12 protein-coding genes, 1 pseudogene and 1 riboswitch are annotated in these 12,927 nt (G+C 36.0%); of the genes and pseudogenes, 5 read left to right on the top strand and 8 right to left on the bottom strand.

The window, feature by feature from the left end:
* Positions 1 to 69 precede the first annotated feature (69 nt).
* Positions 70 to 846: a DeoR/GlpR family DNA-binding transcription regulator gene (locus K9V48_RS09995; RefSeq protein WP_224138819.1), complete on the top strand. Its 777-nt coding sequence runs from the start codon at positions 70 to 72 to the stop codon at positions 844 to 846.
* A gap of 215 nt (positions 847 to 1,061) precedes the next feature.
* A riboswitch (SAM riboswitch) is annotated at positions 1,062 to 1,168 on the top strand.
* A 12-nt stretch (positions 1,169 to 1,180) separates the two neighbouring features.
* A complete protein-coding gene (locus K9V48_RS09990) occupies positions 1,181 to 1,507 on the top strand; it encodes a hypothetical protein (RefSeq protein ID WP_224138817.1) in 327 nt (108 codons plus the stop codon).
* Between the two features lie 49 nt (positions 1,508 to 1,556).
* On the opposite strand, the gene K9V48_RS09985 is transcribed toward K9V48_RS09990, so the two are convergent.
* The 3 genes from K9V48_RS09985 to K9V48_RS09975 all read right to left on the bottom strand — a co-directional run bounded on the left by K9V48_RS09985 (position 1,557) and on the right by K9V48_RS09975 (position 3,428).
* Positions 1,557 to 1,772: a hypothetical protein gene (locus K9V48_RS09985; protein WP_224138816.1), complete on the bottom strand. Its 216-nt coding sequence runs from the start codon at positions 1,770 to 1,772 to the stop codon at positions 1,557 to 1,559.
* Between the two features lie 303 nt (positions 1,773 to 2,075).
* On the bottom strand, positions 2,076 to 2,507 hold the full coding sequence (locus K9V48_RS09980; RefSeq protein ID WP_224138814.1) for a DoxX family protein: 432 nt from the start codon (positions 2,505 to 2,507) through the stop codon (positions 2,076 to 2,078).
* 138 nt (positions 2,508 to 2,645) lie between these two features.
* The gene (locus K9V48_RS09975) at positions 2,646 to 3,428 is read right to left on the bottom strand and encodes a dioxygenase family protein (protein WP_224138812.1); all 783 of its coding nucleotides are present in this window, start codon (positions 3,426 to 3,428) and stop codon (positions 2,646 to 2,648) included.
* A 319-nt stretch (positions 3,429 to 3,747) separates the two neighbouring features.
* On the opposite strand from K9V48_RS09975, the gene K9V48_RS09970 reads away from it, so the two are divergent.
* Positions 3,748 to 4,287 carry a helix-turn-helix domain-containing protein gene (locus tag K9V48_RS09970; RefSeq protein WP_224138810.1) on the top strand — a complete coding sequence of 180 codons (540 nt, stop codon included), beginning with the start codon at positions 3,748 to 3,750 and terminating at the stop codon, positions 4,285 to 4,287.
* A 270-nt stretch (positions 4,288 to 4,557) separates the two neighbouring features.
* Here the strand turns inward: K9V48_RS09970 and K9V48_RS09965 are convergent, their stop codons facing one another.
* On the bottom strand, positions 4,558 to 4,881 hold the full coding sequence (locus K9V48_RS09965; RefSeq protein ID WP_224138808.1) for a hypothetical protein: 324 nt from the start codon (positions 4,879 to 4,881) through the stop codon (positions 4,558 to 4,560).
* A gap of 66 nt (positions 4,882 to 4,947) precedes the next feature.
* Positions 4,948 to 6,135 carry an aminotransferase-like domain-containing protein gene (locus K9V48_RS09960; RefSeq protein ID WP_224138807.1) on the bottom strand — a complete coding sequence of 396 codons (1,188 nt, stop codon included), beginning with the start codon at positions 6,133 to 6,135 and terminating at the stop codon, positions 4,948 to 4,950.
* Positions 6,136 to 6,397: 262 nt separating this feature from the next.
* Here K9V48_RS09960 and K9V48_RS09955 point away from each other — a divergent pair, with 262 nt between their 5' ends.
* Both K9V48_RS09955 and K9V48_RS09950 read left to right on the top strand, forming a co-directional pair.
* The gene (locus K9V48_RS09955) at positions 6,398 to 6,991 is read left to right on the top strand and encodes a helix-turn-helix domain-containing protein (protein WP_224138805.1); all 594 of its coding nucleotides are present in this window, start codon (positions 6,398 to 6,400) and stop codon (positions 6,989 to 6,991) included.
* A gap of 22 nt (positions 6,992 to 7,013) precedes the next feature.
* Positions 7,014 to 7,328, top strand: coding sequence for a hypothetical protein (locus tag K9V48_RS09950; protein WP_224138803.1), 315 nt, complete (start codon positions 7,014 to 7,016; stop codon positions 7,326 to 7,328).
* Positions 7,329 to 8,198: 870 nt separating this feature from the next.
* On the opposite strand, the pseudogene K9V48_RS09945 reads toward K9V48_RS09950, so the two are convergent.
* The 3 genes and pseudogenes from K9V48_RS09945 to K9V48_RS09935 form a co-directional block, all read right to left on the bottom strand.
* Positions 8,199 to 9,477 (bottom strand): annotated as a pseudogene (locus K9V48_RS09945) (ammonium transporter).
* A 248-nt stretch (positions 9,478 to 9,725) separates the two neighbouring features.
* A complete protein-coding gene (locus K9V48_RS09940) occupies positions 9,726 to 10,328 on the bottom strand; it encodes a hypothetical protein (protein WP_224138801.1) in 603 nt (200 codons plus the stop codon).
* A gap of 53 nt (positions 10,329 to 10,381) precedes the next feature.
* Positions 10,382 to 12,316 carry a primary-amine oxidase gene (locus tag K9V48_RS09935; RefSeq protein WP_224138799.1) on the bottom strand — a complete coding sequence of 645 codons (1,935 nt, stop codon included), beginning with the start codon at positions 12,314 to 12,316 and terminating at the stop codon, positions 10,382 to 10,384.
* Positions 12,317 to 12,927: the final 611 nt, after the last annotated feature.

Raw genomic sequence — 12,927 nt, 5'->3', positions numbered from 1 at the left:
GATAATTCCGAAGCAAAATAAATGACCTTTAAACACTTAAGGATCTTGAGGAGGCATCAATTTACTATCATGAGTTTACTAGCACAAGAACGCCAAAATATGATTTTGCAGTTACTTGATGAAAAAGGAAAAGTATATGGGACAGACTTAGCTACTCATTTTCATGTGACTCCCGAAACGATCCGACGCGATTTATTTATATTGGAACAGGATAATAAGCTAAAACGTGTTCATGGCGGAGCAATTAAAAAGAGTGAACCTCGGTTTGAGCAAAAGCAAAATATGATGTATGAAGAAAAATCTGCAATTGGAAAGAAAGCAGCAAGTTTTATCGAGGACGGAGACATCATTGTCATTGATGTTGGCACAACAACACTACAGTTAGCTAAAAATATTAAAGGGATTAAAAACCTTACGATTGTCACAAATTCGATTGCTGCTGCAAACGAATTAAACGGATTGTTGGAAAATAATCATTTCGAAGGAAAAGTGATCGTTTTAGGAGGATCATTAAATCCATATCAAAAGTCTCTCTCTGGTACACTAACTAGTCGGTTACTTTCAGAGTTTCGCTTTGATAAGGCCTTTATTTCTTGCGGAGGAATTAACCTTTCGGAAATTAGTGACTTCGATATGGAAGAATCAATTGCTTCTTCCATGATGATTAAACATGCCAATCGAGTTTTTTTGTTAGCTGATTCAACCAAAATAGACAATCAATCCTTTTGTCGCATTTGCGATATTTCAGATATTCATTACGTCATTTCTGATATCGATATGCCAAAAAAGTGGCGCAAAGACGAACAAATCCAACACTTAAATTGGCTTGTGGCAAAGGGGGACTAAAGCAAGCCTTCCATCAGTGGGGTTTTCTTTATCCTTCATTGATGGTTGGCGTGACTTACCTAAATCTATTTTACCTACCTTCTTTGCTTCGCTTGAATCTTAAAATAGGAATTTTACGGTCTGTTAAAAATGGGATAAAGTAGATACTTTATATTCGCCTCTTGACAATTCCTTTTATTCCGATTAATATTATTGGAAATAAAATAATAACAACACTCTTATCAAGAGAGGTGGAGGGACTGGTCCTATGAAGCCTCAGCAACCACAGCCTTTTTTCTGTATGGTGCTACTTCCAGAAGAGCATAGCTTTTGAAGATAAGAAAGGAGAATGTTTATGAACATTCAAGAGAATCAAATCGAGGTAAATGATTATTTAGATTTGTACCTTTATGCGAAAAATATTGGAGATAAACCTTGGCGGGCAGAAATCATTGAAAAACTTAAGATTATCGTTAACGAAAATCAAAAGTCTCGATTACATTCGCTTACCGAACTGTTAGAAAAATACAAGCGTCTGAATGGAGAAATACTTGGTATTTATCATCAAATGAAACATCAACCTTCTAATATAAATCTAGATGTTAAAATCCAACAGCTAAAAAAACAACGCATCTTATTGGGCCGTCAGATTGAATTGACTAAAGGACACTCTTCAAAATAGATATTCTTTAAAGCACCCTATCTAAGATAAGGTGCTTCCTTTTATTTTACTAGCATTTTTCCTTCATATCGACCATCATATTCATCATTGATGTCATCATTTCATCGCATTCTTGCATTTTAGACATCATTTGATCCATATTCGTGATCAGCATGACCGAATCCATGGTATTCATCTCAGTCATCATCATTTTCATGCAGTTCATTTCACACATCATTCTTTCCATACACACCATCATTGACATATTCATACACGTTTTTTCCATTTCACATTCCTCCGTTTACGTATGATTTAGATAAAAAGAACACAAAAAAAGCGCTTGAAAAGTTCATGTCGATTTAGAACTTTCCAGCGCTTCTTGTCGTCAAGTCAGCGTATCTCTTTATCCATAATCAATATATAACATGTCCTGGAAATAAACAACATAAAATTCCAAAATTACATTTTATTAACATTAACTTAATATTCTTCCCTATTTCCCGCTCAATTTTTTCAACATCAAAAGAGCATTACTCCTAATTGAAGTAATGCTCTAAGTTGCCTTTACTATTACATACGTATTATTTACTTATACAGCTTTTGTCTGACCGCGTTGTTGCTCTTTTCCTTTAAAAACAACTTGATCAAGCGATAACATTTTACTATCATTAACCGCAAGAAATACTGCCATTACCAATAAAACAAGGTCTAATTCATATCCTGCCATTTGACCATTACCTAAAAAGCCAGCAGCTAATTTTACTTTTAATATCGCGCCAAGCATTACTATAGCTAATAAAGCAGAGACAATTTTAGTCCCAAAGCCAATAATTAATGCAACTCCACCGACTAATTCAATCAATGCAACTACGTAAGCCATAAACCCAGGAATTCCAATGCTATCAAACCAGCCAACTGTATTTTCAATACCACCTTGGAATTTTACTAGCCCATGAACAAAGAAAGTAATCCCTAGCACCACACGTAAAAGTAATGTACTCCACTCATATTTATTCGTCATTTTTCTTTCCTCCAATTATTTTATGATAAAAAGTTATTCTTTTTATTACTTAGGAATTTATAAAATTCTTGTACTGTGGATAAGCGCATGACATCCAGCTCCAGCGCCTAGCTGATCAAGGCGCTTGCGCTTTTGTTCTTACCCAAACTGCCAAACACTGTGACTTAAATTTCCGTAACGATAACTGCGATGCAATAATGTTGCATTTCGTTTATTATCTGCTACTCCCATTGCATAGAAAAATGGAACAAAATGTTCATTTCCATATGGAGGCACCGCTAGCTTTGCAGTTGGTGCCAACGACTCATAGTTGAAAAGAGATTCAACATCCCAATTTTCCAAATGCTGTGCCAACCACTCATCAAAGTCAAGCGCCCAATCATCACTTTGTCCATTGTCTTTACCAAAATTAACAGCTCTTAGGTTATGAACTGTCCCGCCGCTTCCGATAACTAAAATATCATTTTCACTTAACACAGATAAAGATTTCCCGATTTTATATTGATCTTCTGGTGTAAGATTCGGATTAACGGACATAGAGATAACAGGGATATCCGCGTCTGGATAAAGCTTACGGAGTACAACCCAGGCTCCATGATCTAATCCACGACTTGTTTCCACTTCATATGAAATACCGTTTTTTGTAAACAATTCTTCTATTTCATTTGAAATTTTCTCGTTTCCTTTTGCTGGATATTTAATTTGATATAAAGCATCAGGAAATCCCCCAAAATCATAGATTGTTTCGTATTCATCAACTTTACTTACATTTTGTACACCAGATACCCAGTGAGCTGAAAATAGCACAATCGCTTTTGGACGTGGCAATGTACGCCCTAGGCTTGTTAAAAACTGTGTGTACTCATTATCTTCAATTGCTAATAATGGCGCCCCATGAGCGATAAAAAAAGATGGGATCATCTTAACTCCTCCTCTTAAAATATAGTAGTCGCCTCTGTATTCTTATCCCAACGTCCATTAGAATCTAACTATTAACTGAATGAAATACCTATAATCTAAACAATTCTAGGTAAATATTCCATCTTTTTAAGAATAAAATGTTCATATAAGAATACACATATCCAAAAAAATAATGAATAATAGAATTCTTTCTATCAATTTGTTTCTTAATATGAATATTAGTTGTTTATAAGATAACAATTTCTTCTGTGGATTGTCAATGATTTTTTTGCTACGATGTGATTAAGTTTTTTATTAGGAAACATTAGGGGTGATTTACTTGGATATCGGCGCAAAAATTCGTGCAATACGAAAGAGAAAAAAAATTACGATTGCACAAATGTGTGCAGAAACTGGGCTATCAAAGGGTTTTATAAGCAATATCGAAAATAATAATACTTCCCCTTCCATTAGTACTCTGCAAACAATTGCAAACTTTCTAGGGGTTCCATTACCATATCTACTGTTAGAAAAGAAACAACATATGAGGGTTGTTCGAAAAACGGAAAGAAGCTTCTCAACCTTTAATAACTTGAAAATTGAGCATTTAACGTCAAAAGGTGGATTGAGAATGATGATTGTAGAATTTCCTCCAGGAACTTCTACTGGCGATCCACATGCGCATGAGGGAGAAGAGTGCCATATGGTCATAGAAGGGAAAGTTCTGGCCGAACAAGGAGAGGATTCGGTGATTGTTGAACAAGGTGATTCCTTCAGTTGGAATGCGTGTGTTCCTCACTTTGTAAAAAATATTGGCGAGGAAAAAGCTGTCGTTTTAATTGCGAGCTATTCAGATAATGAGCTTGGTGATTTATTGTAGGTCAGGTAACAGGAAGCGCTTGTTTAGTTCTTAAAGAACAAAAGCAGAAGCGCCTTGATTAGCCTAGGGCAAATAAGCCACTGCTGAATAGAAGGTGTTTTTACCCTCAATTCAGCAGTGGCTGTAGACCCAAGAGGAGCCAGGAACTGGAAACGCTATCCTATTTAGCATATTTATTTTCTATATTATTATAGTACCGCTTGATCCACTGTTCTTATAAAATAAAGGTTATTAAAATGAGGAACCAAATTAATCAGTTCCTCATTTTTATTATATTTTGATATGAGAAAACAATAATTCTTTACTATCTGAAGGATCATATACTTCGAATAGCTTGACAACTGGCTTTTTCACGTTCATGTTTTCGAGTTCTTTTTCTAATTTTGGAAACATAACACTGTTGGCATCTTTCGCATGATCTTTTGTATCCCAATAATTTAAAGCTCGATATTCCCCTTCACGATCATTAAAAAAGTACACATTTCCTCTAAAACCGCTTAATTTCCTAGTTGTCGTATCAAATTCTTTCGTTAATTTTTCTGCAATTTGTCTTTTCTCATTTCCTAATGTAAAAACTACCAAACGAGCATACATTTTCCTCACCTCCTACATATAGTAAGCATTTACTCTTACTATATGTAGGAGGTAAGTTTTCGTTTCTTAGTTTGTTACCGGATTTAACAAAACATCGACTAAGCGATCCATTCCTAGCTTAATATTTTCAGGTGTGGGATGGCTAAAGTTCAATCGGAATGTATTATATTCTGGATGATCAACATAGAACGGAGCACCAGGAACAAATGCAACACCTTTTTCTACCGCATTATTGAGCAACGTGGTTGTATTTAGATGCTTCTGTCCCTTTACCCACATAAACATTCCACCCTTTGGTTCTTTCCAAGTAAATACACCTGGCTCTAACTTATTTAAACAGTCTCTCATAATCGTCATCCGCTGATAATATTCTCTTCTCAACAGCTGGATATGCCCATCCAAGTCAAAATCACGTAACAAATAATAAAGCGCTTGTTGATCGATTGAACTGGAATGCAAATCAGCCATTTGCTTCGCTTGAGTCATCATCTTAATGATTGGAGTAGGACCCGTTACCCAGCCTGTCCGTAATGCAGGAACAACTGACTTTGAAAACGTACTCGTATACAAAACATGGCTTTGCTTCTGATCTAACGATGCAACTGGTGGATAGGTTTCTCGCTCATGAAATTGAATATCTCCATAAGGATCATCCTCAAGTATAAGTACATTATGTTCATAACAGAGGTCTAAAAGTTGTTGGCGTCGTTCTGTGCTCCAAACCTTTCCATCAGGATTAGAGAATGTAGGAATGATATAAATAAATTTCGGTTGATACTCATTTATTTTCGCTACTAAATCCTCATATTCCATTCCATTTTCGTCACTGCTGACCGCCACTACATGGGCACCGTAGGATCTAAACACCTGTAATGCCGATAAATAGGTTGGATCTTCCGTTAATACAACATCTCCGGGAGAAAGAATAACTCTTGAGAATAAATCAATTGCTTGCTGTGAACCAGTTGTGATCAGCAAATTATTTAATGATGTTCGAATTTCTTTGCCATCCATTTTCGTTTGAATTGCTTCTCTCAATGGTGTGAATCCTTCAGTTAAACCATATTGTAAAGACGATTTTCCTGAAGCAAATACTTTTTCATATGCTTTCTGAACTTCATCTAAAGGAAATAGATCTTCTGAAGGCAGGCCGCCTGCAAATGAAATCACGTTTCCTTGTTGAATGACACTTAATATGTCCCGAACAGCCGATGATTTAAAGTTTTTTGTTTGCTCTGCAAATGAGTATTCCATAAGATGTCCCTTCCTTTTGCACAAAATGAAATTGATAGTTGTCAATATTCGCACTTTTTATTATTTAATGATTCCTTAAAACATAACCAAAATTGTATGTTATAATATTATTTTTATATCATAAAACATACAGACTTATCTGACAATCCCTCACGTCCAATATTCAGAAAATTTTTAACAATAGTTTTAAAAAACTAGCAATGAAATATATGTTATAATATAATAAACAGTTTAATATAACATTTCATTTAAGGAGTAGTTTATGGATAAAAACTTCTTATCTGTTCAAATTGGACAACGTTTACGGTTTCATCGCCAACAGCGACAATTATCATTGGAAGAACTTGCTGATCTAACAGGTGTTAGTAAACCTATGCTAGGTCAAATTGAACGTGGCACCTCCAATCCAACTGTAGCTGTTCTTTGGAAAATAGCTGCAGGATTACAAATTCCCTTTGCCTCTTTCCTAATAAAGGATCCTTCAATTAAGATTCTTAGAAAAGATGAACAACCTTTCTTTCAGGAAGATAATAATTTGTTTGAAACATATAACACATTTGCCTCTCCTGGTATACCTGTAGAAATTTATCGTATACGGATGTTACCTGGGTGCAAGCACATTTCTGCCCCAACAGGAATTGGCGTATTAAAATCAATCACTGTCCATTCTGGTCATTTGTCCATCGAAATTGGTGAAGAAAATGGTCATACATTAGAAATTGGTGACTCAATCTCCTTCGATTCCGATACTAATCATGTTTATCGAAATCATGCCGATGAAGTATGTGAGTTCACAATGTCAATCTATTATTCCAGCCCACAAATTCAAACCGGGCTAGGAAACGTTAAAAAATAAATGTTTTGGAAGGATGTTACGGATGGAATTAAAAATTGATACAATTTATTATTTAGAAAATCCTGAAGATGGTATCAGTAAATTCGCAACTGGTTCACAATTGAGATATGGGGATATTGTGAAAGAGGTTTTTGGTGTCGCAGATATTAATGATTTATTAATGATGATCCAATATAATAAATCATTTCAGGAATGTATTTGTAAAGCACATGGAGTCACTGAAGATCAGATTAAGTTGGAATTGATTTTTCGCGTTGCTTCCGATGAGGATTTACAACAATTAAAAGATAATACTCTCGGTCAAAACAATGAAGGCGAAATTCTAGTAAAAGAATAATTTCGCCTTCTCTCCCCTGTTGATTCAACCGAAAGCAAATAACAAGACTGTAAGCTTTTTTTCTAACAAGTGAAGACTTCGTAAATATTTCCCCATATTTGTAGATTCATGAACGAACTGCAGCAGCTATTAAGTGAGGCTTACATCAGTGTTTTTTTCTTTACTCTCCTGATTTTCAACGAGACTTACTTAGCCTTAACCAAGAAAAGCGTAAGACGCCCGTCTATCGGCTCGAGGTCATAAGCCTTGCGCTGGACAATTCTCGAAGCCTAAAATTATAAATTCTGATATTTGAACAAATCCCCCTCTTCTTTTGCTTCTCCATGAAGTCCTGAAGTCGGGGGTTTACTGCCGTTAATCTACGATAAAAAGAGAGAATCCCAATTACAATGTATTCATTTGAATAGCACTTCTAAACGAAGGAAGAGATTTCTTGTCCTATATGAAAATTTGCAGATGTTGTATGGAGAAAGTTTGCTCAAGTGCGGATTTCTTTCCAACCATTAAAAGAGATGCCCTGATTACAATGGTACAGGGAAGGTTCAAGTAGGTTGGGACAAAAATCATTTTGAATGAAAGAATATCCATTCACTCAAAGTGGAAATGAAAAATAATAAATTGTGCGGCAAAGCATTATCTTCGCCGCCCCTCCAAATAGTGTCTTCCATCTACCACCATTTAAAGCCATCCTATTGAAGCCTTTTCTCAGTAAATAGATCGCTCCGTATATGTCTTTTTCTATTTATCATAAAAATCTTTTTATTGCCTCTCAATACTGAAACGACAATAAAAAAGGAGCTCTCACTACTATACCCAAGGGAATAATTTAATGAGCTCCTTTTCCTATTCTAGTTTATTAGCAAAAATTCATTATGAAGCGCCATGCTCAGATTTTGAGCTTAATGTGTTCATATTATCTGATTGACTAATTGAATGATATGCCGGTTCTTTATGGAAGCTTAAATCTAAGCCGAGCAATTCATCTTCTTTTTTCACACGTAAAGATGTAAATAAGCTAATTACTTTTAAAATAATAAATGTACCTACAACTCCTAAAACAACGGCTGTTACTACACCAACAAATTGATGGAGCAGTTGTTCAGGATTACCGTAAAGTAAGCCATTATTTCCAGCCGAATTCACGTCTGTTGTTGCAAAAATACCTGTAGCAAGCGCTCCCCAAATACCAGCCATTCCATGGACTCCAAATGCATCCAACGTATCGTCATACTTCAAACGAGCCTTCAAAAAGTTAATACTAAAATAACAAACAGGTGCTGCGGCTAAACCAATTATTAAAGCAGAAAGAACTGTGACAAACCCCGCTCCAGGAGTAATGGCAACTAAACCAGCAATAACTCCGGTAGCTGTCCCTATCAGTGTTGGACGTTTACGCAAGATCCATTCAATAATAAGCCAAGAAAGTCCAGCTGCCGCTCCAGCAGCGTGGGTAGTCGCAAAGACAAGAGATGTAGTTGCTCCAGAAGCAAGGGCACTACCACCGTTAAATCCAAACCAACCGAACCAAAGCGTAGCAGCCCCAAACAAAAATAAAACAATATTATGAGGACGTTGTTCACTTGTAAGGTGCCCTCTTCTAGGACCTATCATCAATGCAGCTACAAGTGCACTTACTCCAGACAGGATATGCACAACAGTTCCTCCAGCAAAATCAAGCTCTCCCATTTGGAAAAGCCAGCCTCCTCCCCATACCCAGTGAGCCATTGGCGCATAAACAAAGGTAGGCCAGAGGACAGCAAATATCACCCATGCCGAAAAAGAAATACGGCCAGCAATCCCTCCTGAAATGATAGCCACCGTGATGGCTGCATAGACAGTTTGTAACATAGCGAAAAGGTAATGTGGAATTGTTAACGTTCCCAGCGCAGCTTCTCCACCAACATCATTAAATCCTAGGTAATCAAGCCCCCCCTATGAAACCACCAGTAGATGTCCCATAACTAAGACTATATCCCCATAGTATCCAAACAACACTAACAATTATAAGACTTACAAAACTGTGCATCATTGTTGAAACAACATTTCGATCACTAACAAGTCCACCATAGAATAGCGCTAAGCCTGGTACATGCATGAATAAAACGAGTGCAGTAGCAATAAGAATCCACGTTGTATCCCCTGTATCAATAGTAGGCACGCTTGTTGCAGCAAATACATTTAATGGGAAGAATGTAAATAGTGTTAAAACGATAATGAATAAATAATGTCTTTTCTTCAACAAAGATATCATCAATTAACCCTCCTATTATATTAAACTGTACCTCTTGCATAAGTTTTCTATTAGTCACCTCTATTCATTTCATTTTGTAAACCTTCCCAAAATTAATATTTCAATATTTTTAACTCAACAGTTTTTTAAAATATTGAAAAAAATTATTAATGGTGCATTTGACTGTGATCGATCTTTTCACTTTGATTTTGCAAACCTTTATTATCTATGAAATGAATTGCACCAATAATGAGGATCGGAATAATAATGGTGAATATAACAGAAAAAGATGAATTGCGTTTAGGAGCCAACGTATTACTTTTTTGTTCTTCTTTTTTAATTAAAATGAACACATATGCCATACTTACAATGAAAATACTATCCATAAAAAATAGCAACACATTCACACCTTCACTAGGTAGCATTTCCCCTACCATCGCTCCCATCATAGCACCCATCAAACTTGAACATAGAGCCTCCATTGAAGCCATTGAACCAAACGGGCTACCTATTAAGAAAGCAATCACAAAACTGATGACTATCGCTACAATTGTTGATATCGCAAAATTCCCTTGTAAAACAACCCCCGCCATTAAACCAATTAGTAAACTACTTGTCATTCCAATGGTCATACAAATCATTTTGGCCAACATGGATTGAATATATTGTTTTTTAGGATAAACGATCAAAATATAAAATGCTAAATAAATGAAAATTAGAATCGAATTAATAAATAGCATACTAACACCACCTGTTACTAGATAAAACATAGAGGAGGTAGTATACCCCCTCTATGTTTTAAAGAATATGAATCACCCTCGGATCAATGGCAACTTGCCCATTTTTTTGGTGCAGGACGTGGTAAATCAAGAGCTGGGTTACGATCAAAGAATCCTACTGGTTTTAATTGAAAACTTTGATATGCAGTAGGCATCACCGGCCAATCTTCAGTACGAGTAATATGATGATGACCCATTGTATACCATACAACAATATCCTCATTCTCAATTGAACGGTCAGCTTTCACATAATGTTCTAAGCTATCTCCACCTTTATGCTGGTTCGGATATTTTCCAGAAGCATACATTTGATCACGGTCAAATTTCGTTACATGTAGGTGATTTTTAATAAATCCCGCACGTTGGATGACTGTTGCATCATCAGCCGCAAACGGAAGACAGTTTTCACCAGTGACAAGCTTATATCCCACTTGTTGACCGACAAAGTTTTTAGAATTAGGGTTAACAATTTTCCACGTTCTTTGTGACGGCAAATCAATATTGCGAACTGATTCTGTTTCTGTTTTAAACGTTTTTGATACAGCATAGAATGCATTATTATTAGGATTATCTGGACCTGATTTTTCCGCTACTGTATGCGTTTCTACAAGCGAGTTTTTCATCCCATCAATCATTGGATCGATACGGAAATTAAAGAAATGCTGATGATATGGCGCATTTACTTGTGGAGCAACTTCTGTTCCATATTTCGGTACTTCTCCTTCTTCAAGCGCACCAACATTTAATATTCCAGTTAGTTTTACTTCACATTCAATCGTGCCATCTGGATAGAATGACCAGAAGAATCCGTAATCGTAATTTGCTACAGTTGCAAAGAACGAGATGACAAGACGACGTGAACGACGTACTTCTACTTGATTCGTTCTCCAATCTGTATGTTTCCACGCAATTCCATAATCCTCCTCATGGAGACAAATAGCATTTTTTACAGTAAACGGTTCACCTTTACTATTTGACATGATCGCATCGAAGTATTGAATATGTCCAACACAATCACAGCCTAACTCTAATGAGTTAGCAAGCTGCCCTATACCGTATTCCCCTGCATCAAAAGCATTTTGCCAGTTATGGGCTGGGTTTGTATCCCCGTAAGGAACAACCATTTCAGATAATGCAGCACGATAAAGTATAGGTCGCACTTCCCCTTTATCCTCATATCCTACTGTGTGAATAACAAGACCTTCTCTAGGAGTAAATCCAAAACGGATTTTCCACTTTTGCCAATCAATCGAATGCCCCTCAACTTTAAAGCTCGGACCTTCTGGTTGAATAATTTCTAATGGTTTTACATCTTGTCGTGCTTCAATCTCATAGCTTTTTGCTTCTTCTGGTGTGTAAGCTCCTTCCGTAGGTGGAAGTGGTTTTACACCATAATCTTCAATTCTTATTATCTCCATCTTATTTACGTCAACTACAGCTACAAGACCTGTTAGAGGATAAGCATAACCATTTTCGTTAGCAGCGGGTCTTACCCAAGCTAGGGCACGAACTAGTCGTTTACCTTCGTCTTCATTAATATTAAAGTGACCAGCAGACCAAGGATCTACCATTACTAAACTTGAGTCTGTAACACCTCGTTTTAAAAGAGCAGCTTGATAATTAGGATCATTTACGACTAACTCTTCCACTGCATCAAATTCATCTAACAAAAATCCTGGTCGAACATCAGGAATTCGCTCCCACAAAACAATATCTTTTCTTGTCAGAGAAACTACTGTTTCAAATGTTTCGTTCGTATCTGGTTCTAAAAGAATAATAAAAGCTTCTCGTTCAATCGGATCTCCTTCATTAAAATTAATAACAACTTCTTTATTCGGTTCATTTAATAGTACTTGTGCAAATCTTACATTGGCACTCGGATTCTTTTTCTCTCTTAAAATTTTAACCGCTTCTGTAATTTCCCTACCTGATAGTGGCTCCAAAGGATGTGTTACTTTCGTATTTTCGGTAATTTGCATGAGATATTCCTCCTATATAAATGGTTTTAAACTAACTTTTTAAAAATCCATGAACTAATCTCAGGAAATCTCTTTGATCCCCTTACAAGTATCCATCCCTCTTTCCTTTCGATTGTTTCGTCTCCTTAAGAATAATCGTTTCATTCATTGTTTTATTGTAAAAAACGAAACTTTGTAACCTTTTATAACATCATATGTAACGAAAACTAACTAACCAATAATAAAACTCGCTTCACCAAATAAAAACGTCACAAATTCATCACAATCCCCAAGCGGATTTCGACAAAAAGACATGTTGCACTCGTTATATACTATCGATGTTAATCATCATGTTAAAAAATATAACAATCCATAGAGTGGATATTTTCACCTACAGTAAATACTCCATTTTGTTATCACTGTTATGACGAATACATTTTTAGAAACGAACGATCTCTTATCTTTTATAGATTCTGAAGCAAAAAAACTTAAAATTGGATGCTAATGGACTTCTGTCAAGAAAGTGGACATTAAAATTTGATATTTTTTTCGTAGTACAACTACCGCACTGCGTTTGCTAGGGCATTAGAAAGGATCAATCAAAAAACAAACTGATCCTTTCTAATGCCAAA

Source organism: Metabacillus rhizolycopersici, assembly GCF_020075705.1.
Note: the sequence above shows the minus strand (reverse complement) of the source record. Positions and strands in the feature narration are given on the sequence as shown.